This window comes from Pseudomonas sp. S2_A10 (genome assembly GCF_054668465.1).
The window spans coordinates 668,290-694,483 of sequence record NZ_CP162773.1; the positions used below are offsets into that span (position 1 = coordinate 668,290).

At 58.9% G+C, this 26,194-nt stretch carries 26 protein-coding genes; 17 read left to right on the plus strand and 9 right to left on the minus strand.

The features are described from left to right. Positions 1-466 precede the first annotated feature (466 nt). Positions 467-1,168, plus strand: a complete 702-nt coding sequence (locus tag AB4N41_RS03010) for a hypothetical protein (protein WP_150741897.1) — start codon at positions 467-469, stop codon at positions 1,166-1,168. A gap of 115 nt (positions 1,169-1,283) precedes the next feature. Here AB4N41_RS03010 and AB4N41_RS03015 read toward each other — a convergent pair whose 3' ends face one another. Both AB4N41_RS03015 and AB4N41_RS03020 read right to left on the minus strand, forming a co-directional pair. Then, a complete protein-coding gene (locus AB4N41_RS03015) occupies positions 1,284-2,501 on the minus strand; it encodes an argininosuccinate synthase (protein WP_007953201.1) in 1,218 nt (405 codons plus the stop codon). A gap of 129 nt (positions 2,502-2,630) precedes the next feature. Further along, positions 2,631-3,545: a flagellar protein MotY gene (locus tag AB4N41_RS03020; protein WP_236168279.1), complete on the minus strand. Its 915-nt coding sequence runs from the start codon at positions 3,543-3,545 to the stop codon at positions 2,631-2,633. 160 nt (positions 3,546-3,705) lie between these two features. Between AB4N41_RS03020 and pyrC the strand changes: the two genes are divergently transcribed. Together pyrC and rnt are read left to right on the plus strand one after the other, a co-directional pair. After that, positions 3,706-4,752 carry a dihydroorotase gene (pyrC, locus tag AB4N41_RS03025; RefSeq protein ID WP_016773405.1) on the plus strand — a complete coding sequence of 349 codons (1,047 nt, stop codon included), beginning with the start codon at positions 3,706-3,708 and terminating at the stop codon, positions 4,750-4,752. Continuing rightward, positions 4,749-5,426 carry a ribonuclease T gene (gene rnt / locus AB4N41_RS03030; protein ID WP_041479868.1) on the plus strand — a complete coding sequence of 226 codons (678 nt, stop codon included), beginning with the start codon at positions 4,749-4,751 and terminating at the stop codon, positions 5,424-5,426. The genes pyrC and rnt overlap by 4 nt, the downstream gene beginning before the upstream one ends. Before the next feature lie 74 nt (positions 5,427-5,500). On the opposite strand, the gene AB4N41_RS03035 is transcribed toward rnt, so the two are convergent. Continuing rightward, entirely contained in the window at positions 5,501-6,103 is a 603-nt protein-coding gene (locus AB4N41_RS03035; protein ID WP_003227723.1) for a peroxiredoxin, read from the minus strand. 312 nt (positions 6,104-6,415) lie between these two features. On the opposite strand from AB4N41_RS03035, the gene AB4N41_RS03040 reads away from it, so the two are divergent. Next, positions 6,416-6,634, plus strand: a complete 219-nt coding sequence (locus tag AB4N41_RS03040) for a bacterioferritin-associated ferredoxin (protein ID WP_003227725.1) — start codon at positions 6,416-6,418, stop codon at positions 6,632-6,634. A gap of 201 nt (positions 6,635-6,835) precedes the next feature. Next, positions 6,836-7,309: a bacterioferritin gene (bfr, locus tag AB4N41_RS03045; RefSeq protein WP_016773403.1), complete on the plus strand. Its 474-nt coding sequence runs from the start codon at positions 6,836-6,838 to the stop codon at positions 7,307-7,309. A gap of 201 nt (positions 7,310-7,510) precedes the next feature. On the opposite strand, the gene grxD is transcribed toward bfr, so the two are convergent. From grxD to AB4N41_RS03060, 3 genes are all read right to left on the minus strand, one after another. After that, positions 7,511-7,852 (minus strand): Grx4 family monothiol glutaredoxin, encoded by a 342-nt coding sequence (grxD, locus tag AB4N41_RS03050; protein WP_016773402.1) that lies wholly within the window; start codon positions 7,850-7,852, stop codon positions 7,511-7,513. Between the two features lie 97 nt (positions 7,853-7,949). Next, on the minus strand, positions 7,950-10,055 hold the full coding sequence (locus AB4N41_RS03055; RefSeq protein WP_252876830.1) for a molybdopterin oxidoreductase family protein: 2,106 nt from the start codon (positions 10,053-10,055) through the stop codon (positions 7,950-7,952). 135 nt (positions 10,056-10,190) lie between these two features. Next, positions 10,191-10,481 carry a hypothetical protein gene (locus tag AB4N41_RS03060; protein WP_041479870.1) on the minus strand — a complete coding sequence of 97 codons (291 nt, stop codon included), beginning with the start codon at positions 10,479-10,481 and terminating at the stop codon, positions 10,191-10,193. A 406-nt stretch (positions 10,482-10,887) separates the two neighbouring features. On the opposite strand from AB4N41_RS03060, the gene argF reads away from it, so the two are divergent. Together argF and AB4N41_RS03070 are read left to right on the plus strand one after the other, a co-directional pair. Next, positions 10,888-11,808 carry an ornithine carbamoyltransferase gene (gene argF, locus AB4N41_RS03065; protein ID WP_252876831.1) on the plus strand — a complete coding sequence of 307 codons (921 nt, stop codon included), beginning with the start codon at positions 10,888-10,890 and terminating at the stop codon, positions 11,806-11,808. Next, complete coding sequence (locus AB4N41_RS03070; RefSeq protein ID WP_041479872.1) at positions 11,805-12,914, plus strand: ABC transporter ATP-binding protein; 1,110 nt, start codon at positions 11,805-11,807, stop codon at positions 12,912-12,914. Before argF ends, AB4N41_RS03070 begins: the two co-directional genes overlap by 4 nt. A 120-nt stretch (positions 12,915-13,034) precedes the next feature. On the opposite strand, the gene AB4N41_RS03075 is transcribed toward AB4N41_RS03070, so the two are convergent. Together AB4N41_RS03075 and ybaK are read right to left on the minus strand one after the other, a co-directional pair. Then, on the minus strand, positions 13,035-13,817 hold the full coding sequence (locus AB4N41_RS03075) for a PhzF family phenazine biosynthesis protein (RefSeq protein ID WP_252876832.1): 783 nt from the start codon (positions 13,815-13,817) through the stop codon (positions 13,035-13,037). A 99-nt stretch (positions 13,818-13,916) separates the two neighbouring features. Continuing rightward, positions 13,917-14,387, minus strand: coding sequence for a Cys-tRNA(Pro) deacylase (gene ybaK, locus AB4N41_RS03080; RefSeq protein ID WP_095181783.1), 471 nt, complete (start codon positions 14,385-14,387; stop codon positions 13,917-13,919). A gap of 351 nt (positions 14,388-14,738) precedes the next feature. Here ybaK and AB4N41_RS03085 point away from each other — a divergent pair, with 351 nt between their 5' ends. The 4 genes from AB4N41_RS03085 (at position 14,739) to glpD (ending at position 19,804) form a co-directional block, all read left to right on the plus strand. Continuing rightward, the gene (locus AB4N41_RS03085) at positions 14,739-15,590 is read left to right on the plus strand and encodes an MIP/aquaporin family protein (RefSeq protein WP_041479875.1); all 852 of its coding nucleotides are present in this window, start codon (positions 14,739-14,741) and stop codon (positions 15,588-15,590) included. Positions 15,591-15,667: 77 nt separating this feature from the next. After that, positions 15,668-17,170: a glycerol kinase GlpK gene (glpK, locus tag AB4N41_RS03090; protein ID WP_024014162.1), complete on the plus strand. Its 1,503-nt coding sequence runs from the start codon at positions 15,668-15,670 to the stop codon at positions 17,168-17,170. A 95-nt stretch (positions 17,171-17,265) separates the two neighbouring features. Continuing rightward, positions 17,266-18,021 carry a DeoR/GlpR family transcriptional regulator gene (locus AB4N41_RS03095; protein WP_007953179.1) on the plus strand — a complete coding sequence of 252 codons (756 nt, stop codon included), beginning with the start codon at positions 17,266-17,268 and terminating at the stop codon, positions 18,019-18,021. 247 nt (positions 18,022-18,268) lie between these two features. Continuing rightward, positions 18,269-19,804 (plus strand): glycerol-3-phosphate dehydrogenase, encoded by a 1,536-nt coding sequence (glpD, locus tag AB4N41_RS03100; protein ID WP_076564008.1) that lies wholly within the window; start codon positions 18,269-18,271, stop codon positions 19,802-19,804. Between the two features lie 80 nt (positions 19,805-19,884). On the opposite strand, the gene AB4N41_RS03105 is transcribed toward glpD, so the two are convergent. Continuing rightward, positions 19,885-20,772: a LysR family transcriptional regulator gene (locus AB4N41_RS03105; protein WP_252878190.1), complete on the minus strand. Its 888-nt coding sequence runs from the start codon at positions 20,770-20,772 to the stop codon at positions 19,885-19,887. A 105-nt stretch (positions 20,773-20,877) separates the two neighbouring features. Between AB4N41_RS03105 and AB4N41_RS03110 the strand changes: the two genes are divergently transcribed. The 6 genes from AB4N41_RS03110 to AB4N41_RS03135 all read left to right on the plus strand — a co-directional run bounded on the left by AB4N41_RS03110 (position 20,878) and on the right by AB4N41_RS03135 (position 26,171). Continuing rightward, entirely contained in the window at positions 20,878-22,230 is a 1,353-nt protein-coding gene (locus AB4N41_RS03110) for an MFS transporter (protein WP_252876833.1), read from the plus strand. Then, positions 22,227-22,637, plus strand: a complete 411-nt coding sequence (locus AB4N41_RS03115) for a hypothetical protein (protein ID WP_056790039.1) — start codon at positions 22,227-22,229, stop codon at positions 22,635-22,637. Before AB4N41_RS03110 ends, AB4N41_RS03115 begins: the two co-directional genes overlap by 4 nt. 271 nt (positions 22,638-22,908) lie before the next feature. Beyond that, the gene (locus AB4N41_RS03120) at positions 22,909-23,823 is read left to right on the plus strand and encodes a glutamate/aspartate ABC transporter substrate-binding protein (RefSeq protein WP_095181779.1); all 915 of its coding nucleotides are present in this window, start codon (positions 22,909-22,911) and stop codon (positions 23,821-23,823) included. A 200-nt stretch (positions 23,824-24,023) separates the two neighbouring features. Beyond that, entirely contained in the window at positions 24,024-24,770 is a 747-nt protein-coding gene (locus tag AB4N41_RS03125; protein WP_056790046.1) for an amino acid ABC transporter permease, read from the plus strand. Continuing rightward, positions 24,770-25,492: an amino acid ABC transporter permease gene (locus AB4N41_RS03130; RefSeq protein ID WP_460059047.1), complete on the plus strand. Its 723-nt coding sequence runs from the start codon at positions 24,770-24,772 to the stop codon at positions 25,490-25,492. Before AB4N41_RS03125 ends, AB4N41_RS03130 begins: the two co-directional genes overlap by 1 nt. Then, positions 25,437-26,171 (plus strand): amino acid ABC transporter ATP-binding protein, encoded by a 735-nt coding sequence (locus AB4N41_RS03135; RefSeq protein WP_016773390.1) that lies wholly within the window; start codon positions 25,437-25,439, stop codon positions 26,169-26,171. Before AB4N41_RS03130 ends, AB4N41_RS03135 begins: the two co-directional genes overlap by 56 nt. Positions 26,172-26,194: the final 23 nt, after the last annotated feature.

Here is a 26,194-nt window from a genome sequence, read left to right on the forward strand (position 1 = left end):
GGGCAAGTCCAGTTTTCGCTGTTCGAATTTTTAGAACACGCACGATATCCCAGTCACTTGCTTCAAGGCATGGCAACTTTTACACGCATTTGCATCCAGAGACATTCCCTACAGGCATTGAGGATAATTCCCACAAATTCGCTGCCCTTGCCCCATTGCAACCGCCTTCCGATCTTTCATACACCGGCGGAGTTTGATCTTCATGCAGTCGAGTCCTACGCCATGGTGGGTCGTTGGAAAACTTCAACAGGCGCAATTACGAACCTTCATACACGATGATTTACCTGTCAAATTGGCCTTGGGCAAGCACTGGGACATACGACGTAACGAACCGACACAACCACCTGTTCGACACAACATCGTTGATTCTATAAAACTTTAGTTAACAGCCGCGCACTTACACAAGCGCCTTTACTATCGCTGAAACAACCAACTTAAACTAGACAAACCATGTAGAAGCAAAACAATGCTAAAGATAAAAAACAAAATCACCAACCCCATGACAGTCATCGCCATATTTGCAATTCTTTCGGAAACCTCGGCGGCGGTATCGTTACCATTTCTCGATAACAAGGACCGGGAAATTTACGTCTGGTTTCTGATCAGTTTCCCCTTTTACTTGTTATTCCTGTTCTTTATCACTCTCAACTTCAATCATCGCTCGCTTTACTCGCCTTCAGACTTCGGCAAAGACAAAAGCTTTTTGAAAACCACTCAAAATAACCAGAGGGATGAATCCTTTCGCGAAGCAGGCGAGCGTTGTGCTTTTGAGCTGACCAGTTGCATCGTGTCGGGCAAAACCGGACCAGGCCGAGTGCCGATTCCCTGCAGAGTTCACAACGCGCCGGACCCACCGCTCGGTCCACGCGACCCAACCCATCCGGTTATGCAGAATATCAAGCTGTCACCCTGGGTAAGTGAACTGAACATCATTGACGCAAGAGAAGTTGATGCAGCGAAGGAATTCGATGCCATCTTCGAAACGCTAAAAGGCGTCGATAAAAAGCACGCGCGGGTTCTCGTATTTCTTTGTAATCATGCGTCGGACGCGCTTGCCCACTCCGCATTGCAGCAGATCAGGCAGGCCAAGAAAGGCTCAGGAGCCACACTGTGCATCGTATATAACCTGTGTTCGCAGACGGTGACATTACTGGGACGAACCAGCTGAACCGGGTCAAGACTGCGCGCAGATACACGAGGGAGCCTGATGAACCAGAAAAAAAGATGAAAAAAAGGCGGCCCTGAACAGGCCGCCTTTTTTATTGCGCGTCGGTCTGAGCCACTCAGAACAACTTGCGGCCCTTGTTGGCAGCAATGCGCATGCGCAGCGCGTTGAGCTTGATGAAGCCCGCCGCATCGGCTTGGTTGTAAGCGCCGCCATCTTCTTCGAAGGTGGCGATGTTGGCGTCGAACAGCGAATCGTCGGACTTGCGGCCGGTCACGATGACGTTGCCCTTGTACAGCTTCAGGCGCACTACGCCGTTCACGTTGACCTGCGAAGCGTCGATCATCTGTTGCAGCATCAGACGCTCAGGGCTCCACCAGTAGCCGGTGTAGATCAGGCTGGCGTACTTGGGCATCAGCTCGTCTTTGAGGTGAGCGACTTCGCGGTCCAGAGTGATCGATTCGATGGCGCGGTGAGCGCGCAGCATGATGGTGCCACCCGGGGTCTCGTAGCAGCCACGGGACTTCATGCCGACGTAACGGTTTTCGACGATGTCGAGACGACCGATGCCGTGCTCGCCGCCGATCTTGTTCAGCGTCGCCAGTACGGTGGCCGGGGTCATTTCGACGCCGTCCAGCGCGACGATGTCGCCGTTGCGGTAAGTCAGTTCCAGGTATTGCGGGGTGTCGGGAGCCTTCTCCGGGGAGACGGTCCAGCGCCACATGTCTTCTTCGTGCTCGGTCCAGGTGTCTTCCAGCACGCCGCCTTCATAGGAGATGTGCAGCAGGTTGGCGTCCATCGAGTACGGGGATTTTTTCTTGCCGTGGCGTTCGATCGGGATCGCGTGCTTCTCGGCGTAGTCCATCAGCTTCTCGCGCGACAGCAGGTCCCACTCGCGCCAAGGGGCGATCACTTTCACGCCTGGCTTGAGCGCGTAGGCGCCCAGTTCGAAGCGCACCTGGTCGTTGCCCTTGCCGGTGGCGCCATGGGAAATGGCGTCGGCGCCGGTTTCGTTGGCGATTTCGATCAGGCGCTTGGCGATCAGCGGACGGGCGATGGAGGTACCCAGCAGGTACTCGCCTTCGTAAACGGTGTTGGCGCGGAACATCGGGAACACGAAATCACGCACGAACTCTTCGCGCAGATCGTCGATGTAAATTTCTTTGACGCCCATGGCCTGAGCCTTGGCGCGGGCCGGCTCGACCTCTTCGCCTTGACCGAGATCGGCGGTGAAAGTCACCACTTCACAGTTATAAGTATCCTGCAGCCACTTGAGGATCACCGAAGTGTCCAGGCCGCCGGAATACGCCAGAACGACCTTGTTTACGTCCGCCATGCCATCACTCCACGGGGTTCTACGGAAAGCCGGGGAGTCTACCGCTCAAACGCGATAATTTACAGAGGCGCGACAGCTTAAGACGACAAAGCGACAGAATCTGTCGAGAGCGCGACGATGACCGGCGAGTCAGGAAGTCGCTGCGGCGGTGGCTGGCGTACTCGCTTGCGGCGCTGGCGCAGGGGCTGTGGTCGGTGCCACACGCGACAGTTTCACGTTGACCCGGCGATTCTTCGCACGATTGGCCTTGCTGGTGTTCGGCACGATCGGATACTGCTCGCCGTGGAAACGCACGGTGATCTGCGATTCCTGAATGCCGTTGGCCTTGAAGAAATCGACTACCGCCAGCGCGCGGCGGCGCGACAATTCGCGGTTGGTCAGACGATTGCCGCTGTTGTCGGAATGGCCGTCGAGGTCAATGTGGTTCACCGTCGGGTCGGCCTTCATGTATTCGAGCATCACTTGCAGCTTGGCCTTGGCAGCCGGGTCCAGCTCAACGCCTTCGCCGGGAAAGCCTATCTGCGACTGCTTGATCTGGTCGAAATTCTGCGGCAGCAATTTCGCCACGCAGCCTTGATAGTCGTTGAACGCCTTGCTGAATTTCACCGGCAGCAAACGCACTTCCGACACCCGGCCATCGCCAGACGCACGGCGAACTACCGGGCTACGGCCGTCCAGCAGACCGCTGATCAGCCCACCGGCCTGGGATTGCGAGCTGTTGAACAACACATTGCCACTGCCCAGCCGTACCGAGCCCAGATTGATATCGCCGCGCCCCGGTTGCCACGGTGCAGCGGCAGCGAGCAACGTCGCCGAGCCGCCACCAAGCATGGCGTTGTAGGCATTCAGGCGAAAGATCGCCTGCTCACCGGCCTTGCGCACGAATTCGCCCGAGCCGAAATCAGTGATCGGTTGCGTCAGGCGGCATTCGAACTTGTCGCCGGCGACCGTCCACTCAATGTTCTCCAGACGGGTCTGGTAAGTCAGCGCCATCGCGGGAAGGCTGGCAAACACACTGAGCAGGGCTAAATAACGCTGGCGCACGGGAGGCTCCATTGGCTTGTGAAACACAAACACCGATTCACACAATGTTTACGGCATACCTTCGGGATATCGGACGCTTGTGGCAAAACTTGATAGCGGGTGCCTGCAAGAGTCTTTTCCGGTAGCATTCGCCTCAGTTTGACCCGCCTGGAATCCCCTCATGTCCGACCGCCTGACCCTGCTGCGTCCCGACGACTGGCACATTCATCTTCGCGATGGTGCCGTGTTGACCAATACCGTTGCCGATGTGGCCCGCACCTTCGGGCGCGCGATCATCATGCCGAACCTGGTACCGCCGGTGCGCAACGCCGCTGAAGCCGACGGCTATCGTCAGCGCATTCTCGCTGCCCGCCCGGCCGGCAGTCAGTTCGAGCCGTTGATGGTGCTGTACCTCACCGACCGCACCCAACCGGAAGAAATTCGTCAGGCCAAGGCCAGCGGTTTCGTCTACGCCGCCAAGCTTTACCCGGCCGGCGCGACCACCAATTCCGATTCCGGCGTGACCAGCATCGACAAGATCTTCCCGGCGCTGGAAGCCATGGCCGAAGTCGGCATGCCGCTGTTGATCCACGGTGAAGTCACCCGTGGCGACGTCGATGTGTTCGACCGCGAAAAAATCTTCATCGATGAGCACATGCGCCGCGTGGTCGAGCGCTTCCCGACGCTGAAAGTGGTGTTCGAGCACATCACCACCGGTGACGCCGTGCAATTCGTCAACGAGGCTTCGGCCAACGTCGGCGCGACCATCACCGCGCACCACCTGTTGTACAACCGTAATCACATGCTGGTGGGCGGGATTCGGCCACATTTCTATTGCTTGCCGATCCTCAAGCGCAACACCCATCAGGAAGCCTTGCTCGATGCCGCCACCAGCGGCAGCGCCAAGTTCTTCCTCGGCACCGACTCGGCGCCCCACGCCCAGCACGCCAAGGAAGCCGCCTGCGGTTGCGCCGGTTGCTACACCGCCTACGCCGCCATCGAGATGTATGCCGAAGCGTTTGAACAGCGTAATGCGCTGGACAAGCTCGAAGCCTTCGCCAGCCTCAACGGCCCGCGTTTCTACGGCCTGCCGGCAAACACCGATCGCATCACCCTGGTTCGCGAAGAATGGACTGCCCCAACCAGCCTGCCATTTGGCGAGCTGACCGTTATCCCGCTGCGCGCCGGTGAAAAACTGCGCTGGCGCCTGCTGGAGGAACACGCGTGAGTGAAGAGCATTTCGACGATGAGCTGGACGGTCAAAGTGGTGGCGGCGGTTCCCGTCACCCGATGGCAGCGCGTTTTCGCGGCTACCTGCCGGTTGTCGTCGACGTAGAAACCGGTGGCTTCAACGCAGCCACCGATGCCCTGCTGGAGATTGCCGCGACCACCATCGCCATGGATGAAAAGGGTTTCGTCTACCCGGATCACACCTACTTCTTCCGCGTCGAGCCATTCGAAGGTGCGAACGTTGAAGCGGCAGCGCTGGAGTTCACCGGGATCAAGCTTGATCATCCGCTGCGCATGGCCGTCAGTGAAGAAACCGCGCTGACTGATATTTTCCGTGGCATCCGCAAGGCCCTGAAAGCCAACGGCTGCAAGCGGGCGATTCTGGTCGGGCACAACAGCAGCTTCGATCTGGGCTTTCTCAACGCCGCAGTCGCGCGGCTGGACATGAAGCGCAACCCGTTCCACCCGTTCTCCAGTTTCGACACGGCGACTCTGGCGGGTCTGGCGTACGGTCAGACCGTGCTGGCGAAAGCCTGTCAGGCCGCCGGCATCGATTTCGACGGTCGTGAGGCGCACTCGGCGCGCTACGACACCGAAAAGACCGCTGAGCTGTTCTGCGGCATCGTCAATCGCTGGAAACAGATGGGCGGCTGGGAAGACTTCGACGACTGATCGTCGGCAAACAAATCCCGCGCATAAAAAAACCGGCCACATGGGCCGGTTTTTTTGTACCTCGACGTTGCGCCTTACAGGGCCGCAGCGTTCTCGGTCAGGTAAGCCGCAACGCCTTCTGGCGAAGCGTTCATGCCTTTGTCGCCTTTCTTCCAGTTGGCCGGGCACACTTCGCCGTGCTCTTCGTGGAATTGCAGCGCGTCGACCAGACGGATCAGCTCTTCCATGTTACGGCCCAGCGGCAGGTCGTTGATGATCTGCGAGCGAACCACGCCTTTGTCGTCGATCAGGAACGCGCCGCGGAAAGCCACGCCGCCTTCGGATTCAACGTCGTAAGCCTTGGCGATGTCGTGCTTCATGTCGGCAGCCATGGTGTATTTCACCTGGCCGATGCCGCCATTGTTCACTGGAGTGTTGCGCCAGGCGTTGTGGGTGAAGTGCGAGTCGATCGACACAGCGATCACTTCAACGTTGCGCGCCTTGAAGTCAGCCATGCGGTTGTCCAGAGCGATCAGCTCGGACGGGCAGACGAAGGTGAAGTCCAGCGGGTAGAAGAACACCAGGCCGTATTTGCCTTTGATGGCCGAGGACAGGGTGAAGCTGTCAACGATCTCGCCATTGCCGAGTACGGCCGGGACGGTGAAGTCTGGGGCTTGTTTGCCTACGAGTACGCTCATTGATATCTCCTGGTGTAGAAACTTGAAGTTCAGGGTCCGGGCCAGCCTGTCACCCTCAGGCGACAGCCCTGTGACACGAACCCTCTTCGCAAGGGACGACCATCATACACTGCGTGTTTGGCCTGTCCGTAACGGATTTTCCCTGTTCGGTTATCCACTGCGTATTCATGGGGTCAGACGCGCATTTGGAAAATACCGTTCGTCAGTCGCTGGGAAATTGGCTGGGAAGCGTTCCGAAAGCACTTTGACAATCATTCTCGTTAACATTAAGATCCATCGCAATTGAGTCACAACCAGCGACGGTTCTTACTTATGTATGTTTGCCTCTGCACTGGCGTCACCGACGGACAGATCCGCGAAGCGATCTATGAAGGTTGCTGCAGCTACAAAGAAGTTCGCCAGGCCACCGGCGTCGCCAGCCAGTGCGGCAAATGCGCCTGCCTTGCCAAGGAAGTGGTCCGCGAAACCCTGACCAAGCTGCAAACCGCCCAGGCCGCGATCCCTTACCCTGTAGAATTTACTGCTGCGTAAATGCCCCCATTTCAAAGAACCGGACTTCGCGTCCGGTTTTTTTATGCCTGAAAATCAATTGCTTAGCGTCCAGACGCGGAACACAAACATTCTTATTCCGATTAATTTTCATTTATTATTCAATAACTTAGGTTTGACACTTATAAACACCAAGCTCAAACTCCGCCTTATATACAGTTAATACAGGGCAGGACTCCGATCATGAAAGGCGACATTACAGTCATCCAGCATCTCAACAAGATCCTTGCCAATGAGCTGGTCGCGATCAATCAGTACTTCCTGCATGCGCGCATGTATGAAGATTGGGGTCTGAACAAGCTCGGCAAGCACGAATATCACGAATCCATCGACGAGATGAAACACGCGGACAAGCTGATCAAGCGCATCCTGTTCCTTGAAGGCCTGCCGAACGTTCAGGACCTGGGCAAGCTGCACATCGGCGAACACACCCGCGAAATGCTCGAATGCGACCTGCGCATCGAAAAGACCGGCCACGCTGACCTGAAAGCCGCCATCGCCCATTGCGAAACCGTTGGCGACTTCGGCAGCCGTGAACTGCTCGAAGACATTCTCGAGTCGGAAGAAGAACACATCGACTGGCTGGAAACCCAGCTCGGCCTGATCGACAAGATCGGTCTGGAAAACTATCTGCAGTCGCAGATGGGCGAAGAGTAGGCGCTGTCGAGTGAAACGAGGCTGCGATCTTTATCGATTTCAGCCTTGATACTCAGTCAACTCATATAACCAACAAAAAGCCCCGCCCTCTTTCGAGGTGCGGGGCTTTTTGCTGGCCGAAGATCAAAAGATCGCAGCCTCGTTTCACTCGACAGCTCCTACGGGAGACGCGTCGTCGAGCGAAACTCTATGAACGTAGAATCAGGCTTCGGACTTGTTCGCCGCTGCCGCTTCGACAGCCGCCTTGATGGTGCTTTGCAGCGAACCGTCTGCAGCCATCTCGGTCATGATGTCGCTGCCGCCGACCAGCTCACCGCCGACCCACAGTTGCGGGAAAGTCGGCCAGTTGGCGTACTTTGGCAGGTTGGCGCGGATTTCCGGGTTCTGCAGGATGTCCACGTACGCGAACTTTTCACCACAGGCCATCACGGCTTGCGCAGCTTTTGCGGAAAAGCCGCACTGCGGGGCATTCGGCGAGCCTTTCATGTAAAGCAGAATGGTGTTGTTGGCAATCTGCTCTTTAATCGTTTCGATGATATCCATGGAGCACCTCGGCTGAACTTTCCGACTCAGAGGTCGGCACGGTGGCGCATTGTAACGGAATCCCGAGCGCCATGCTCGGTCTCCCCGACAGACCCGCTCAAGCCGCCGCCACTGTCACCGGCACACCGTTCAACGCCGCGTTGCCCGACAGTTCGTCAAGCTGGCACTCGTCGGTCAGGTCGTTGGCGCTCGACCCCGGCTGGCCGCTGGCGATCGCCATCTGCACGCCCGGGCGCGCGTGGCCCCAACCGTGGGGCAGGCTGACCACGCCTTTCATCATGTCGAGACTGGCGAGCACTTCCACCTCGATCTGCCCGACCCGCGAACTCACCCGAACCCGTTGCCCGTCGGCCAGGCCACGGCTGGCCAGATCATCCGGGTGCATCAGCAACTGATGCCGCGGCTTGCCCTTCACCAGTCGATGGAAGTTGTGCATCCACGAATTGTTACTGCGCACATGGCGGCGGCCGATCATCAACAATTCATCGGCAGCCGGCGCCTGCAACGCGGCAAAGCGAGCGAGGTCAGCGAGAATTTCCGGCGGTGCGGCCTGGATACGCTGATTCGGCGTTTTCAGACGTGATGCCAGATTCGGTTTCAGCGCACCCAGATCCACGCCATGCGGATGATCGAACAGCGTCGCCAACGACAACTTGTGCTCGGACGCATCGCCGTAGCGGCCCATGCGCAGGCCCATGTCGATCATCTTCGCCGGCGGCATCGTTGGTTTCAGCTCCTTGCCGGTTTTCTCGGCGAAGGCCTTGGCCAAGCCGACGAAGATCTCCCAGTCGTGCAGCGCACCCTCGGGCTTGGCGAGGATGGCGCGATTGAAGCGGGTCACGTTACGCACCGCAAACAGGTTGAAAGTGGTGTCGTAGTGATCGTTTTCCAGCGCCGAGGTCGACGGCAGGATCAGATCGGCATAGCGCGTGGTTTCGTTGATGTACAGGTCGATGCTGAGCATGAAGTCGAGGCCGTCCAGCGCCTGTTCCAGTTGCCGGCCGTTGGGTGTCGACAACACCGGGTTGCCGGCGACGGTGATCAGCGCGCGGATCTGTCCCTCCCCGTCGGTGAGCATTTCTTCGGCCAGCGCCGAGACCGGCAACTCGCCGCCGTATTCAGGACGACCGGAAACCCGGCTCTGCCATTTGTTGAAATGCCCGCCCGAGGTCGACGCCACCAGATCCACAGCGGGTTCGGTGCACAGTGCACCACCAACGCGGTCGAGGTTGCCGGTGACCAGGTTGATCAACTGCACCACCCAATGACACAAGGTACCGAAGGCCTGGGTCGAAACGCCCATGCGTCCATAGCAGACGGCGCTTGGCGCGGCAGCGAAGTCGCGCGCCAGTTGGCGGATCTGTTCGGCAGGCACTGCGCAAAGCGGGCTCATCGCTTCGGCGCTGAATTCAGCCACGGCGTTTCGCACTTCGTCGAGGCCATCGACCGGCAAATGGCTGTCGCGGGTCAGGCATTCGCTGAACAGCGTATTGAGCATGCCGAACAACAGCGCCGCATCGCCGCCCGGGCGAACGAATACATGTTGATCGGCCATCGCTGCGGTTTCGCTGCGCCGCGGATCGACCACCACCACTTTGCCGCCACGTGCCTGAATAGCCTTCAGGCGCTTCTCGACATCCGGCACGGTCATGATGCTGCCGTTGGACGCCAGCGGATTGCCGCCGAGAATCAGCATGAAATCGGTGTGGTCGATGTCCGGGATCGGCAACAGCAGACCGTGGCCGTACATCAGATAGCTGCTGAGGTGATGCGGCAGTTGATCGACTGAAGTGGCCGAATAACGATTGCGGGTTTTCAGCAACCCCAGGAAGTAATTGCTGTGGGTCATCAGGCCGTAGTTGTGCACGCTCGGATTGCCCTGATACACCGCAACGGCGTTCTGGCCGTGACGTTCCTGAATCGCCGCGAGTTTCTCGGCCACCAGCGCAAACGCCTCGTCCCATTCGATCGGCAGCCATTCGCTGCCGACGCGGCGCATTGGCTGACGCAGCCGGTCGGGATCGTTCTGAATATCTTGCAGGGCCACGGCTTTCGGGCAGATATGGCCGCGGCTGAAGGTGTCGAGGGCATCGCCCTTGATCGAGGTGATCGCGACATCGCCATCGATTTCCGTAGTTTCGATGGTCAGCCCGCAAATGGCTTCGCACAGGTGGCACGCACGGTGGTGAAGAGTCTTGGTCATGGCCAGTCTCTGTCTTGTTCGGGGGCAGGCAATCACGCCCGCGGGAACAAAACTATGGCCCGTGCGCGGAGCAGGCGCCAGCGACGTTCGTCTCGTGAATCGACGGTTATCAGGGCAGCCGATAAACCGTCGCGATCAGTTCGAAGGCAACTGCGGCGGTGCGGCCAGCTGGATTTCCTGGATGGTTTCGATCTGCTCGTGGGCGACGTGGACGCCGGTGAGCTCGCCGATCAACCGCCAGTGCTCATCGAGCCCGGCGCTGATGGTGGCCATGCGATCGATCATGTGTCGGCCGGCGGATTTGACCACTTCGTCGTCACTGCGCAGCAACTCGAAAGACATCGAGGTGACTGACGCGGTGAGATGGGTCAGAGAGCGAGCCGTGTGGCCCAGCAGCTCCATTAACAGTTGTTCTTTCGATTCCATGCGGAGGCTTCCTGCGTCGCTCGAAACTTATTTATAACCCAGCACTTTGCTTTAGCAAATGTTTCAGTCTGAACATCCGACCAAGCGAATCGGTGGCGCAGCGTTCGCAAACCGACCAGGACCGCTGCGTTGCCGTCGCGGCGCATTGCCAAGCGCGGCGGCGCCAGTGTACAAAGAGGCTCACCGCTGTACTGAATCCGGCTTCAATATGCGTGATCGAAATGCTCGGTCCGCGCTCCGAATCCCGCAGACAAAAGTACCCTATTGGAAAAACGCGACATTTAGTGTCAATATCGCGCCTTCCCCTATTTCGTCGCCCCGTGCGGCTTACGCCGCAGGTCTCGCCCGTTGTTCCGTTAAACAAGGCTTTGAGCATCTGCGGTCTGTAGCAAAAAGGTAGTCAATGATGAGCGCAAGGCACTTTCTCTCCCTGATGGATTGCACGCCCGAAGAGCTGGTCAGCGTGATCCGTCGAGGCGTTGAGCTCAAGGACCTGCGTAACCGCGGCGTACTGTTCGAGCCTCTGAAAAACCGCGTGCTGGGGATGATCTTCGAAAAATCCTCGACCCGTACCCGGATCTCCTTCGAGGCCGGCATGATCCAGCTCGGCGGCCAGGCAATCTTCCTGTCCCCGCGCGACACCCAACTGGGCCGTGGCGAGCCGATCAGCGATTGCGCCATCGTCATGTCGAGCATGCTCGATGCGGTGATGATCCGCACCTTCGCCCACAGCACCCTCACCGAATTCGCCGCCAACTCGCGCGTGCCGGTGATCAACGGCCTGTCCGATGATCTGCACCCGTGCCAGTTGCTCGCCGACATGCAGACCTTCCTCGAACACCGTGGCTCGATCCAGGGCAAGACCGTGGCCTGGATCGGTGACGGCAACAACATGTGCAACAGCTATATAGAAGCGGCGATCCAGTTCGACTTCCAGTTGCGCGTTGCCTGCCCGGAAGGTTACGAGCCGAACCCGGCATTCGTCGCTCAGGCTGGCGATCGCGTGACGATTGTCCGCGATCCGCAAGACGCCGTACGCGGCGCGCATCTGGTCAGCACCGATGTCTGGACTTCGATGGGTCAGGAAGAGGAAACTGCCAAGCGCCTCAAGCTGTTCGCGCCGTTTCAGGTCAACCGTGCCTTGCTCGACCTCGCTGCCGAGGACGTGCTGTTCATGCACTGCCTGCCGGCGCACCGTGGCGAAGAAATCAGTCTCGACCTGCTCGATGACCCGCGCTCCGTCGCCTGGGATCAGGCAGAAAACCGTCTCCACGCACAGAAGGCCCTGCTCGAGTTCCTCGTCGAACCGGCATATCACCACGCATGAGCCATGAATTACTGCTGAACCTGCGCAACCTCGCTTGCGGCTACCAAGATCAACGCGTGGTGCAGAACCTCAATCTGCACCTCAACGCCGGCGACATCGGCTGCCTGCTCGGCTCGTCCGGCTGCGGCAAGACCACCACCCTGCGCGCAATCGCCGGTTTCGAACCGGTGCATGAAGGCGAAATCACCCTCGGTGGCGAAACCCTGTCCAGTGCCGGTTTTACCCTGGCGCCGGAGAAACGCCGGATCGGCATGGTGTTTCAGGACTACGCGCTGTTCCCGCACCTGAGCGTGGCCGACAACATCGCTTTCGGCATTCGCAAGCACCCGAACAAGGCGCGCGTGGTCGAAGAGCTGCTGGAACTGGTCAACCTGAAAAACCTCGGCAAGCGCTTCCCCCACGAATTGTCCGGCGGTCAGCAACAGCGCGTCGCCCTCGCCCGCGCCCTGGCGCCGGAGCCGCAGTTGCTGCTGCTCGACGAGCCGTTCTCCAACCTCGATGGCGAACTGCGTCGCAAGCTCAGCCATGAGGTGCGCGACATCCTCAAGGCCCGTGGTACCAGTGCGATTCTGGTCACCCACGATCAGGAAGAAGCCTTCGCCGTCAGCGATCACGTTGGCGTGTTCAAGGAAGGTCGGCTGGAACAGTGGGATACGCCCTATAACCTCTATCACGAACCGGCGACGCCGTATGTCGCCAGTTTCATCGGTCAGGGCTATTTCATTCGCGGCCAGCTCGTCACCCCGGAATCGGTGCAGACCGAACTCGGTGAACTGCGTGGCAACCGTGCTTACACCTGGCCGATTGGCGGTGCGGTGGATGTGCTGTTGCGTCCGGATGACATTGTTTACGCGCCGGACAGCGCGTTGAAGGCGCAGATTGTCGGCAAGACATTCCTCGGCGCGGCGACCTTGTATCGCCTGCAACTGCCGACCGGCGCGCAGCTGGAATCGATCTTCCCCAGCCACGCCGATCATCTGGTTGGCGCGCAGGTCGGGATTCGCGTAGCGGCGGATCACCTGGTGCTGTTCCAGGCTTCGGGCAGCACGGCGGCGCAGATTCCGGCGGTGGAAAACGGCGTCCGTCGGTTCAGCACCAGCTTCTGATCGGCGCGGGATCAAAATTGTGGGAGCGAGCCTGCTCGCGAATGCGGTGTTTCAGTCGCCGAAGATGTTGACTGAAAGACCGGTTTCGCGAGCAGGCTCGCTCCCACAGTTGGTTTTGCGTCAGCCTAAAAACAGCGTACCGCTGGCCACCAGCGTCGCATTGCCGCCAATCTTCACCCGCTCACCTTCCAGCCGACAAAACAACTCGCCGCCCCGCGCCGAGCGCTGGCACGCGGTCAGATTCGCTTTGCCCAGACGCTTGGACCAGTACGGAATCAGGCTGCAATGCGTCGAACCAGTCACCGGGTCTTCATTGATACCGATCGCCGGGGCGAAATAGCGCGAGACGAAGTCGTGCTGATTGCCACGCGCGGTGACGATTGCACCCAGCCATGGCAGTTTCGCCAGCGCCGCCATGTCCGGTTTGCAGTCGAGCACGGCCTGCTCCGATTCCAGCACCACGAACAGTTCGTTGGAGCCGAGCACATCAACAGCCTCGACACCCAGCGCCCGCTCGACATCCAGCGTCACGCCGATTTCCGAAGGCACGATGGTCGGGAAATCCAGCCACAGCCGGTCGCCTTCGCGGCTGACACTCAGCGGCCCGGACTTGCAGATGAAGTCGATGCGCTCGGCGCTTTCCTTATAGATTTCGAACAGTACAAACGCGCTGGCCAGGGTCGCATGCCCGCACAGCGGCACTTCGGTGGTCGGGGTGAACCAGCGGATATGCCAGGCCTGCCCTTCGCGCACCAGAAACGCAGTCTCCGCCAGGTTGTGTTCGGCGGCGATCTTCTGCATCAAGTCATCGGCCAGCCAGCTGTCGAGCCGATAGACCATCGCCGGGTTGCCACTGAACGGCCGATCACTGAACGCGTCGACCTGATGAAACGCAAGCTGCATGATTTTCTCCCTGAATTGGTCGACCGAGCATGCAACGGCGGCCCGGATCAGTGCCAGTGACAGAAGCGCAATTTTTTCTTCATACAGCTGGCGCGCATTTTAAGCCCGGCCGATATCGGCGAACTGCGCCTGGGTGTGCTCGGCTAGCACCGCCGGTGCCAATTCCACTTCCAGTCCTCGCCGCCCGGCACTCACATAGATAGTCGCGAACCCCTGAGCGGAATTGTCGATGAAGGTGCGCAGGCGTTTCTTCTGCCCGAGCGGGCTGATGCCGCCCAACAGGTAGCCGGTGGAGCGTTGCGCGGCAGCAGGATCAGCCATTTCGGCTTTCTTCACTCCAGCGGCATGGGCCAGCCCTTTGAGATCAAGCGTTCCGACGACCGGCACCACAGCCACCAGCAGTTCGCCTTTTTCACTGGCGGCCAGCAAGGTTTTGAACACTTGCGCCGGTGCGAGCCCGAGCTTCTCCGCCGCCTCCAGCCCGTAGGACGCGGCCTTCGGATCATGTTCGTAACTGTGCACGCGATGTTCGGCACGAACTTTTTTCAACAAGTCCAACGCTGGGGTCATGGCAGCTCCGGGTTCGGCAATCTTTGAAAAAACCTGCGGCGGATTCTAGGTCATCGTTGGGCAAAAGGCTCTATTCCAAGCCGCGAATCCCGTGGCTTCGCGCTGCATTCAAGCTGATCGCCGCGCTGATCATTCACATGGCGAATAGTTTTATTGTGACCGACAGTTCACTTTCGACCTTTGACAGGTTTGTTTCTTGTCTATATTTTTTCGAATCTGAATAATGTAAGAATCATGCTCAACGCAGTACCCAGCAGTAACCCGGGAACCGAATGGGGATTCCGACCCGGTGAAGATCGCGCCCTGCTCCGTTGGCAAGGCGCCACACAAGAAAAAGAACCGAGGTTTTCAATGACAGCTGCTTTACCGCAACCATCGCTTTCCGGCCAATGCATGGCCGAGTTTCTGGGCACCGCCCTTCTGATCTTCTTCGGCACCGGTTGTGTCGCCGCGCTCAAAGTCGCAGGTGCCAGCTTCGGCCTGTGGGAGATCAGCATCATCTGGGGCGTCGGCGTGAGCATGGCGATCTACCTCACCGCCGGGGTTTCCGGCGCGCACCTGAACCCGGCAGTGAGCATTGCTCTGGCAATCTTCGCTGACTTCGAAAAGCGCAAACTGCCGTTCTACATCCTTTCGCAGATTGCCGGCGCCTTCTGCGGCGCATTGCTGGTCTACACGCTCTACAGCAATCTGTTCTTCGATTACGAACAAACCCACCAGATGATTCGTGGCTCGGCCGCCAGCCTTGAATTGGCGTCGGTGTTCTCCACCTACCCGAACCCGGTGCTGTCGACGGCCCAGGCATTTCTGGTCGAGATGATCATCACCGCGATCCTGATGGGCGTAATCATGGCCCTGACCGATGACAACAACGGCCTGCCACGCGGCCCCATGGCGCCACTGCTGATCGGTCTGCTGATTGCCGTGATCGGCAGTGCGATGGGTCCGTTGACCGGTTTCGCGATGAACCCTGCGCGTGACTTCGGTCCGAAACTGATGACTTTCTTTACCGGTTGGGGTGAAATTTCCTTCACCGGTGGTCGTGATATTCCGTATTTCCTGATTCCGATTTTTGCACCGATTGTCGGTGCCTGCCTCGGCGCTGCCGGGTATCGCGGGCTCATCGCCCGTCACCTGACCGGCGCCACACCTGCTACAAAGGATGCAGAACCGGCCATTGACGGCAAACCAAGAACTTCTTGAAACAGTCGGCGCCGGCTCCTGCCCATCCGAGCCGGCGCCACGGCCCACTCTCGTTTTTTTCGTCCAAGGCAATCGACATGACCGACATTCAGAACAAGAACTACATCATTGCCCTTGATCAGGGTACGACCAGTTCGCGCGCGATCATCTTCGACCGCGACGCGAACGTAGTCTGCACCGCGCAGCGCGAATTCGTTCAGCATTACCCGCAGGCCGGTTGGGTCGAGCACGACCCGATGGAAATCTTCGCCACCCAGAGCGCGGTGATGGTTGAAGCGCTGGCCCAGGCCGGCCTGCACCATGACCAGGTTGCCGCGATCGGTATCACCAACCAGCGTGAAACCACCGTGGTCTGGGACAAGACCACCGGCCGCCCCGTGTATAACGCGATCGTCTGGCAGTGCCGCCGCAGCACCGAGATCTGCCAGCAGCTCAAGCGCGATGGCCACGAAGACTACATCCGCGACACCACCGGCCTGGTCACCGACCCGTACTTCTCCGGCACCAAACTGAAGTGGATCCTCGACAACGTCGAAGGCAGCCGCGAGCGTGCGCGCAACGGCGAGCTGCTGTTCGGCACCGTCGATAGCTGGCTGATCTGGAAATTCACCGGCGGCAAGGTGCACGTCACCGACTACACCAACGCCTCGCGCACCATGCTCTTCAATATCCATTCGCTGGAGTGGGACTCGAAGATGCTGGAGATCCTCGACATCCCCCGCGAGATGCTCCCGGAAGTCAAAGCGTCCTCGGAAATCTACGGTCGCACCAAGAGCGGCATCGCCATCGGCGGTATCGCCGGCGACCAGCAAGCGGCACTGTTCGGGCAGATGTGCGTCGAGCCGGGCCAGGCGAAAAACACCTACGGCACCGGTTGTTTCCTGCTGATGAACACCGGCGACAAAGCGGTGAAATCCCAGCACGGCATGCTCACCACCATCGCCTGCGGCCCGCGCGGCGAAGTTGCCTACGCACTCGAAGGTGCCGTGTTCAACGGCGGCTCGACCGTGCAATGGCTGCGTGATGAACTGAAAATCGTCAACGACGCCCACGACACCGAATACTTTGCCAACAAGGTCAAGGACAGCAACGGCGTGTATCTGGTGCCGGCGTTTACCGGTCTCGGCGCACCGTACTGGGACCCGTATGCCCGTGGCGCACTGTTCGGCCTGACGCGCGGCGTACGTGTGGATCACATCATCCGCGCCGCGCTGGAGTCGATCGCCTACCAGACCCGCGACGTACTCGACGCCATGCAACAGGATTCCGGCGAACGCCTCAAAGCCCTGCGCGTGGACGGCGGTGCGGTGGCGAACAACTTCCTCATGCAGTTCCAGGCCGACATCCTCGGCACCCAGGTCGAACGCCCGCAAATGCGCGAAACCACCGCACTCGGCGCGGCTTATCTGGCCGGTCTGGCCTGCGGTTTCTGGGGCAGCCTGGAAGAACTGCGCGGCAAGGCAGTGATCGAGCGCGAGTTCGAACCGAGCCTTGACGAAACCGAGAAAGAGAAACTCTACAAAGGCTGGAAAAAAGCCGTCAGCCGCACCCGTGACTGGGCGCGCGAGGACGCCGAATAAGCCAACGTGCAGTTCCAGAAGGGTATCTAACTGGTAGGGAGCAGATTCCTGCGGCATCATGGGCAAATTTTGCTTGGCAGCCCAAAGGAAGCCCCATGAATCTGCCTCCCCGTCAGCAGCAAATCCTCGAGCTGGTCCGCGAACGCGGCTATGTGAGCATCGAGGAAATGGCCACGCTGTTCGTCGTCACCCCGCAAACAATCCGCCGCGACATCAACCAGCTCGCGGAAGCCAATCTGCTGCGTCGCTACCACGGTGGCGCCGCTTACGATTCCAGTGTCGAAAACACCGCGTATGCCATGCGTGCCGATCAGATGCGTGATGAAAAGCAACGCATCGGTGAAGCCATTGCCGCGCAGATCCCCGATCACGCCTCGCTGTTCATCAATATCGGTACCACCACCGAATCGATCGCCCGCGCCCTGCTCAATCACAGCCACCTGAAAATCATCACCAACAACCTGCACGTCGCCTCGATGCTCAGCGCCAAGGATGATTTCGATGTGCTGCTGACCGGCGGCAACGTGCGCCGCGACGGCGGTGTGGTCGGTCAGGCGAGTGTGGACTTCATCAATCAGTTCAAGGTCGATTTCGCCTTGGTCGGCATCAGCGGGATCGATGAGGACGGCAGCCTGCTCGACTTCGACTATCAGGAGGTCCGGGTCAGCCAGGCGATCATCGCCAACGCGCGACAGGTGATTCTGGCAGCGGATTCGAGCAAGTTCGGGCGTAACGCGATGATTCGACTGGGGCCGATCAGCCTGATCGATTGTCTGGTCACCGATCAGCAGCCGGTACCGGCGCTGGCACAGTTGCTGAGTCAGCACAAGATTCGTCTGGAAGTCGTTTAACGCTTCCAGGCATCAAAAGATCGCAGCCTTCGGCAGCTCCTGCATCTGGAATGCATTCCTCCTGTAGGAGCTGCCGAAGGCTGCGATCTTTTGCTTTTAATGTTCGGATATTTTCCTTTCTCGGCCCTTCGATGAGTTTTTTCAATCGAACGCGACTGGCTGCGCGCGTGTTTATGGGCTACCATTTTCGCAAATGAACATTTATGTTCGATTTCCAATACAAAATCAAAAGAACCGAGGCCAGCCGATGTCCACCTCTACCTTGCGTACGCCCCCTCTCTCCGAGATCTATGACGTTGCCGTGATTGGCGGCGGGATCAACGGCGTCGGGATCGCAGCGGATGCCGCCGGTCGCGGTCTTTCGGTGTTCCTTTGCGAAAAAGACGACTTGGCCAGCCACACCTCGTCGGCCAGCAGCAAGCTGATCCACGGTGGCCTGCGCTATCTGGAACATTACGAATTCCGTCTGGTGCGTGAAGCGCTCGCCGAGCGTGAAGTGTTGCTGGCCAAGGCGCCGCATATCGTCAAACCGATGCGTTTCGTACTGCCACACCGCCCGCACCTGCGTCCGGCGTGGATGATTCGTGCCGGCCTGTTCCTCTACGACAACCTCGGCAAACGTGAAAAGCTGCCAGGTTCGAAAAGCCTGAAGTTCGGCGCCGACAGCGCGCTGAAAAGCGAAATCAAGAAAGGCTTCGAATACTCCGATTGCTGGGTCGATGACGCCCGCCTCGTGGTCCTGAACGCCATGGCCGCCCGTGAAAAAGGCGCGCATGTGCATACCCAGACCCGCTGTGTCAGTGCCCGCCGCACCAAAGGTTTGTGGCATCTGCATCTGGAGCGCGCCGACGGCAGTTTGTTTTCGATCACCGCCAAAGCACTGGTCAACGCCGCCGGCCCATGGGTGGCCAAGTTCATCCGTGACGACCTGAAGATGGAATCGCCGTATGGCATCCGTCTGATCCAGGGCAGCCACATCATCGTGCCGAAACTGTACGAAGGCGAACATGCGCATATTCTGCAAAACGAAGATCAGCGCATCGTTTTCACTATTCCGTACCTGAACCACTTCACTCTGATCGGCACTACCGACCGCGAATACACCGGCGACCCGGCGAAAGTAGCGATCACCGAAGGCGAAACCGATTACGTGCTGAAAGTGGTCAACGCCCACTTCAAGAAGCAGCTGAGCCGCGAAGACATCCTGCACAGCTACTCGGGCGTTCGGCCGCTGTGCAACGACGAATCCGACAACCCGTCTGCGGTCACTCGCGATTACACCCTGGCGCTGTCGGGCAACGCCGAGGAAGCGCCGCTGCTGTCGGTGTTCGGCGGCAAGCTGACCACTTACCGCAAGCTCGCCGAGTCGGCGATGGCGCAGTTGATGCCGTTCTTCACCCAGATGCGCCCGAGCTGGACCGCGACCGCCACCCTGCCCGGCGGCGAAGACATGACCACGCCAGAGGCCCTGAGCGCGCGGATTCGCGACAAGTTCGATTTCGTCCCGACCGAAATCGCCCGGCGCTGGGCCGTCACCTACGGCAGCCGCACCTGGCGCATGCTTGAAGGCGTGGAAAGCCTGGCCGACATGGGTGAGCACATCGGCGGCGGGCTCTACACCCGCGAAGTCGATTACCTGTGCAGCGAAGAGTGGGCCACTACGGCGCACGACATCCTGTGGCGCCGCACCAAGCTAGGCTTGTTCACCACAGCGGAGGAACAGCAGAAGCTGTCGACGTATCTGGGCAAGGTTGAGCAGAACCGGAAGATCGAGGCGGCTTGATCTCACCGTTCAAACGAAAGCCCCTGAATCGAGAGATTCAGGGGCTTTTTGCTATGCCCGCAAGGCCCGGCTCCACTCCCTCACGAGCCTAAATGTGCCAAAAGAAAATCGATAAACACCCGCGACTTGGGCGGCAGGTGCGGCGTGTCCGCAAACACCAGGCTGATCGGCTGTGAGGGCAGCGAGTATTCCGGCAGCACACGTACCAGATGCCCACGGGCCCTATCGTCTTCAACCATCCACGCCGGCAGCACCGACACGCCCAGCGACGACAAGGTCATCGAACGAATCGCAGTCGATGAATTCGACTGGAAATGACGGCTACCATTGATTTCGACTGCTTCCCCCACACCATCGCGTAAAACCCACTGCGTCGGCGCCAACAGATTGCTGTTGGCAATCCACGGCACGGCATTGAGATCCTGCGGTGTTTTTACCGGGTAGCGGAGCAGAAAACCTTCAGTAGCCACCAGCACAATTTCATAGTCGGCCAGTTTCCGGCTCTTGAAAGCCGAGTCCGCCAGGTTGCCCAGGCGAACCACCAGATCGAGCCGGTCGGCAAGCACATCATTGAGCGAGGAGTTGAAGTCGTAGCACAGGCGGATGTCGGGATAACGCTCGGCGAACAGCGGAATCAGCGGCAGGATGAATCGCTCGCCGTATTCACTGGTGGAACTGATCCGCAGCGTTCCCGAAACGCGGTTTGTGCGGTGCAATACCCTGTCAAACGCTGTGTCGATATCGGCAACGATGGTTTTGAATTCGTTGTAAAAGCTTTGCCCAGCCTCGGTCAGGGTCACGGCACGACTGTTGCGCAGCAACAGGCTGGTCGACAACGCTGCCTCCAGGGCCTTGATGTGCAGACTGACCATGGCCCGGCTGAGATTCAGATGGCTGGCAGCCTTGGTAAAAGAACCCAGTTCGGCAATCGCCAGAAACGTCTGCACCCGGTTCAAGTGCGTGTGCAGAGCGCCCTGAGTCACGGTTCAATCCCTTCAAACATTGTGTTCAGCTCCATTGCATCGACGATCGGAGTCTATCGCCCCTATGCTCGACGACAAAGGGGAAACACCATGAGTTACCGCTATAAAGTCGCGTCGATTTTCCTGCTCGGCTTCTTTATCGATTGCATCAACATCTTCATGTCGGCGGTGACGCTGCCCAGTCTGTCAGCTACCTTGCAGGTCAGCAGCGCTTCGGTGGCGTGGGTCGCCAACGCGTACATCCTCGGACTGACGTTGATCATTGCGCTGAGCACCTGGCTGGCCGCGCGTTTTGGCAGTCGTGAAATCCTCACCGCTTCAATGCTGGTATTCAGTGGCTCGGTGTGGCTGTGCGGCCAGGCCGACAGCTTCCATGAACTGGTGATCTGGCGCTTCGTTCAGGGCATCGGCGGCGGCTTGTTGATCCCGGTCGGACAGGCACTGACGTTCAATCTTTTTCATGGCGAGCAACGCGCGAAAATATCCACGCTGATCATGGCCGTTGCCCTGATTGCCCCGGCGATGTCACCCACCGTGGGCGGCCTCATTGTCGACATCAGCTCCTGGCGCTGGGTGTTCTACAGCACCCTCCCGTTTTCGCTGCTTGCCGCCGGGCTGTCGTGGTGGTGGATCAGGGAAGGCAAAGCCGCCGAGCTTCAGCGTCCGGACATCAAAGGCCTGTTGCTGGTCAGCGCGGTGCTCGCCAGTTTGCTGATGGGTATGTCGCTGTACGGCGGCGATTACCCACCGCTCGCAGCGCTGGGTTTTGTCATCGCGGGCCTGACATTCATCGCGCTGTATCTGCTGCATTACCGCCGCTGCAGTAACGCGATCATCGACTTGAGCCTGCTCAGGAGCAGAAAACTCAGCACCTCGATCTTCATCTATTACGCAATTCCGGGGGTATTCACCGGTGTCAACCTGATGAGCATTTTCTTTTTGCAGAACACCCTGCACTTCAGCGCCCGGCTGACCGGAATGTTCATGATCCTCTATGCCATCGGTGCGTTCATCGCAATGATCCTTTGCGGTCGCGTCTACAACCGGATCGGCGCCAGACGCCTGTTCACCCTCGGCATGCTGTTGCACAGCGCCGGCATCGCCACCCTGGTGCTGGTCAATGCGCCAACTGATCTTTGGCTCATCATGATCGCCTACAGCCTGATGGGCATTGGCGGTGGCATCGGTGCCAATACCGCGCAAACTACCTCACTGATGGACTTCACCGGCGGCGATACGCACAAGGCCAGTGTCATCTGGAACATCAATCGGCAGATGTCTTTCAGCCTCGGCGCCGCACTGTTTCTGATGATCTTCAACGTGCTGCTCCCGACGCTCGGCACCACGCCGGCCTATCACGCGACCTTCGCAATTGCCGCGCTGGTCGGGCTGCTGCCGTTGCTGCAGATGAATCAACTGCCCCCTGCGAAGGAACGCCCATGACATACGATCTGATCGAACAAGCCGAACACAGTATCCACCACGTCCACGAGCTGATCCTTCGGGTATTCACTGATGCCGACGGCGCTGGCGCCGCGAGCATCGAGCCGTTGATGCAGGCATTTGCTGAGGATTTCAGCATGGTTGGTATTTCGGGGGACGCATTGACCCGCGTCGAAGTAGAACAACTGTTCAAAGGAGCCGTAGGCGCCAAGGCGGGACTCGATATCGAGATCAGCGATTTGCACACGGTGTGGCAGGAGGACGACATGCTGGCTGTGAGCTACGTCGAAACCCAACGCTTGGACGGCGCTCAACACTCGCGGGTCGCAGTGGCGATCCTGAGCGGGCAGCCTGAAGGGGTGAAGTGGGTGTATTTGCATGAAACGCCACTGAGCCGGCAAGTCTGAGACCAGGCCACAAGATATTCGGTTTTCCGAACGCGACTCTACAGTCGATTCGGTTAACCGGATCATGCCTTCATAAAATTACCGCCATAAAACTTTAATAACGTTATAAAACAATCGCTTAACGGACTTCGACTGCTCTGGCACGAGTCATGCTCTACACTCTCTCGACGAATGCCTGCTGTGCCAACACTTCAGGAGCCGTCAGGCATTCGAAGCACAAAAAGGGCCGACAAACTGGCTCCATAAAAAAAACAATGTCGAGGAAAATTTGATGCGCATCGTTCCCCATATCCTGGGCGCAGCCATTGCTGCCGCTCTGATCAGCACGCCAGTTTTCGCCGCCGAACTCACCGGCACCCTGAAGAAGATCAAAGAGTCCGGTGTCATCACCCTGGGCCACCGTGACGCCTCCATTCCGTTCTCCTACATCGCTGATGCGTCCGGCAAGCCGGTCGGCTACTCGCACGATATCCAGCTGAAGATCGTCGAAGCGATCAAGAAAGACCTCGACCTGCCGAACCTGCAAGTCAAATACAACCTCGTCACCTCGCAGACCCGTATCCCGCTGGTGCAGAACGGCACCGTGGACGTCGAGTGCGGTTCGACCACCAACAACGTCGAGCGTCAGCAGCAGGTCGACTTCTCCGTCGGCATCTTCGAAATCGGTACCCGTCTGCTGTCCAAGAAAGACTCCAAGTACAAGGATTTCGACGATCTGAAAGGCAAGAACGTCGTAACCACCGCCGGCACCACCTCCGAGCGCATCCTCAAGGCGATGAACGCCGACAAGCAGATGGGCATGAACGTCATCTCCGCCAAAGATCACGGCGAGTCCTTCCAGATGCTGGAATCGGGCCGTGCCGTTGCCTTCATGATGGATGACGCACTGCTGGCCGGCGAAGCCGCCAAGGCCAAGAAAGCCGCCGATTGGGAAGTGACCGGCACGCCACAGTCGTACGAAATCTACGGCTGCATGATGCGCAAAGGCGACGAGCCGTTCAAAAAGGCTGTGGATGACGCGATCAAGGCCACTTACGCTTCGGGCGAAATCAACAAGATCTACGAGAAGTGGTTCATGCAGCCGATTCCGCCAAAAGGCCTGAACCTGAACTTCCCGATGAGCGACGAGCTCAAGACCCTGATCGCCAATCCGACCGACAAAGCGGCTGACGACAAGAAGTCCTGATTTTCTGACTAACCTTATCCCCTGAGGAGGCGCCTGCCTTTTCAGGGGATGGTCACTCCCTGCTGGCATTTTTCTGGAAACACTCGAACCGGTGGCTGTCGAGCCGATCGCGTGTGCCCGGTCTTTGAAAAAAGACTGGGGAGGGAACGGAGTTCCCCAGGCGGGCACTTGTACATCGATCGAATCGAGGGGAGACCCTAATGAATTACAACTGGGACTGGGGCGTGTTCTTCAAGTCCACCGGTGTGGGCAGCGAGACCTATCTCGACTGGTTCATCTCCGGTCTGGGCTGGACCATCGCCATCGCCGTCGTGGCGTGGATCATCGCCCTGCTGCTCGGCTCGCTGCTGGGCATCATGCGCACCGTGCCGAATCGCATCGTATCGGGCATCGCGACCTGCTACGTCGAGCTGTTCCGTAACGTGCCGCTGCTGGTGCAGCTGTTCATCTGGTACTTCCTGGTGCCCGATCTGCTGCCGCCGGATCTGCAGGAGTGGTACAAGCAGGACCTCAATCCGACCACCTCGGCCTACCTGAGCGTTGTCGTCTGCCTCGGTCTGTTCACCGCCGCCCGTGTCTGCGAGCAAGTGCGCACCGGTATCCAGGCACTGCCTCGGGGTCAGGAATCCGCCGCCCGCGCGATGGGTTTCAAGCTGCCGCAGATCTACTGGAACGTGCTGCTGCCCCAGGCCTACCGGATCATCATTCCGCCGCTCACCTCGGAATTCCTCAACGTGTTCAAGAACTCCTCCGTGGCGTCCCTGATCGGTTTGATGGAATTGCTGGCGCAGACCAAACAGACCGCCGAGTTCTCGGCCAACCTGTTCGAAGCGTTCACCCTGGCAACCCTGATCTATTTCACCCTCAACATGAGCCTGATGCTGCTGATGCGCCTGGTCGAGAAGAAAGTCGCGGTGCCCGGCCTGATCTCCGTGGGGGGTAAATAATGGAATTCGATTTCAGTGGCATCGTCCCGGCCATTCCCGGTTTGTGGAACGGCATGGTGATGACCCTCAAGCTGATGGCCATGGGCGTGATCGGCGGGATGATTCTCGGCACGATCCTCGCGCTGTGCCGTCTGTCGCACAACAAGCTGCTGTCGAGCATAGCCGGCGCCTACGTCAACTATTTCCGCTCGATTCCGCTGCTGCTGGTGATCACCTGGTTCTACCTGGCGGTGCCATTCGTGCTGCGCTGGATCACCGGCGAAGACACGCCGATCGGCGCGTTCACCTCGTGCGTCGTGGCGTTCATGATGTTCGAAGCGGCGTACTTCTGCGAAATCGTCCGGGCCGGTGTGCAGTCGATTTCCAAGGGCCAGATGGGTGCTGCTCAGGCACTGGGCATGAACTACGGGCAGATGATGCGCCTGATCATCCTGCCGCAGGCGTTCCGCAAGATGACCCCGCTGTTGCTGCAGCAGAGCATCATCCTGTTCCAGGACACCTCGCTGGTCTACACCGTGGGCCTGGTGGACTTCCTCAACGCCTCGCGCGCCAGCGGCGACATCATCGGCCGCTCCAATGAGTTCCTGATTTTCGCCGGTCTCGTGTACTTCATCATCAGCTTCGCCGCCTCGCGGTTGGTCAAGCGTCTGCAAAAAGGTTCGCCGTATGATCTCTATCAAAAACATCAACAAGTGGTATGGGGACTTCCAGGTGCTGACTGATTGCAGCACCGAGGTCAAGAAAGGCGAAGTGATCGTGGTCTGCGGCCCGTCGGGTTCCGGCAAGTCGACGCTGATCAAATGCGTCAACGCCCTGGAGCCGTTCCAGAAAGGTGATGTCGTGGTTGACGGCACGTCGATCGCCGACCCGAAAACCAACCTGCCGAAACTGCGTTCGCGCGTGGGCATGGTGTTCCAGCATTTCGAGCTGTTCCCGCACCTGACCATCACCGAAAACCTGACCATCGCGCAGATCAAGGTGCTCGGCCGCAGCAAGGAAGAGGCGACCAAAAAAGGTCTGCAGTTGCTTGAGCGCGTCGGCCTGTCGGCGCACGCCCACAAGCATCCGGGGCAACTGTCCGGTGGTCAGCAACAGCGTGTGGCGATTGCCCGTGCGCTGGCGATGGACCCGATCGTCATGCTGTTCGACGAACCGACCTCGGCGCTCGATCCGGAAATGGTCAACGAAGTGCTCGACGTGATGGTGCAACTGGCTCACGAAGGCATGACCATGATGTGCGTGACCCACGAAATGGGCTTCGCCCGTAAAGTGGCCGACCGGGTGATCTTCATGGATCAGGGCAAGATCATCGAGGACTGCCCAAAAGAGGAATTCTTCGGCGACATCAGCGCCCGCTCCGAACGCGCGCAGCACTTCCTCGAGAAAATCCTGCAGCACTAAAAGCAACACACCCGCACCCTGTC

Bases quoted from the DNA above. Each gene is read 5' to 3' on its own strand.
- AB4N41_RS03135 (WP_016773390.1), top strand. From the start codon at position 25,437: ATGATCTCTATCAAAAACATCAACAAGTGGTATGGGGACTTCCAGGTG.
- AB4N41_RS03055 (WP_252876830.1), bottom strand. From the start codon at position 10,055: ATGACCAAGACTCTTCACCACCGTGCGTGCCACCTGTGCGAAGCCATT.
- AB4N41_RS03015 (WP_007953201.1), bottom strand. From the start codon at position 2,501: ATGGCGGACGTAAACAAGGTCGTTCTGGCGTATTCCGGCGGCCTGGAC.
- pyrC (WP_016773405.1), top strand. From the start codon at position 3,706: ATGTCCGACCGCCTGACCCTGCTGCGTCCCGACGACTGGCACATTCAT.
- AB4N41_RS03110 (WP_252876833.1), top strand. From the start codon at position 20,878: ATGAGTTACCGCTATAAAGTCGCGTCGATTTTCCTGCTCGGCTTCTTT.
- AB4N41_RS03010 (WP_150741897.1), top strand. From the start codon at position 467: ATGCTAAAGATAAAAAACAAAATCACCAACCCCATGACAGTCATCGCC.
- glpD (WP_076564008.1), top strand. From the start codon at position 18,269: ATGTCCACCTCTACCTTGCGTACGCCCCCTCTCTCCGAGATCTATGAC.
- AB4N41_RS03095 (WP_007953179.1), top strand. From the start codon at position 17,266: ATGAATCTGCCTCCCCGTCAGCAGCAAATCCTCGAGCTGGTCCGCGAA.
- AB4N41_RS03060 (WP_041479870.1), bottom strand. From the start codon at position 10,481: ATGGAATCGAAAGAACAACTGTTAATGGAGCTGCTGGGCCACACGGCT.
- glpK (WP_024014162.1), top strand. From the start codon at position 15,668: ATGACCGACATTCAGAACAAGAACTACATCATTGCCCTTGATCAGGGT.
- ybaK (WP_095181783.1), bottom strand. From the start codon at position 14,387: ATGACCCCAGCGTTGGACTTGTTGAAAAAAGTTCGTGCCGAACATCGC.
- AB4N41_RS03085 (WP_041479875.1), top strand. From the start codon at position 14,739: ATGACAGCTGCTTTACCGCAACCATCGCTTTCCGGCCAATGCATGGCC.
- AB4N41_RS03120 (WP_095181779.1), top strand. From the start codon at position 22,909: ATGCGCATCGTTCCCCATATCCTGGGCGCAGCCATTGCTGCCGCTCTG.
- grxD (WP_016773402.1), bottom strand. From the start codon at position 7,852: ATGGATATCATCGAAACGATTAAAGAGCAGATTGCCAACAACACCATT.
- AB4N41_RS03070 (WP_041479872.1), top strand. From the start codon at position 11,805: ATGAGCCATGAATTACTGCTGAACCTGCGCAACCTCGCTTGCGGCTAC.
- bfr (WP_016773403.1), top strand. From the start codon at position 6,836: ATGAAAGGCGACATTACAGTCATCCAGCATCTCAACAAGATCCTTGCC.
- AB4N41_RS03040 (WP_003227725.1), top strand. From the start codon at position 6,416: ATGTATGTTTGCCTCTGCACTGGCGTCACCGACGGACAGATCCGCGAA.
- AB4N41_RS03035 (WP_003227723.1), bottom strand. From the start codon at position 6,103: ATGAGCGTACTCGTAGGCAAACAAGCCCCAGACTTCACCGTCCCGGCC.
- argF (WP_252876831.1), top strand. From the start codon at position 10,888: ATGAGCGCAAGGCACTTTCTCTCCCTGATGGATTGCACGCCCGAAGAG.
- AB4N41_RS03115 (WP_056790039.1), top strand. From the start codon at position 22,227: ATGACATACGATCTGATCGAACAAGCCGAACACAGTATCCACCACGTC.
- AB4N41_RS03075 (WP_252876832.1), bottom strand. From the start codon at position 13,817: ATGCAGCTTGCGTTTCATCAGGTCGACGCGTTCAGTGATCGGCCGTTC.
- AB4N41_RS03130 (WP_460059047.1), top strand. From the start codon at position 24,770: ATGGAATTCGATTTCAGTGGCATCGTCCCGGCCATTCCCGGTTTGTGG.
- AB4N41_RS03125 (WP_056790046.1), top strand. From the start codon at position 24,024: ATGAATTACAACTGGGACTGGGGCGTGTTCTTCAAGTCCACCGGTGTG.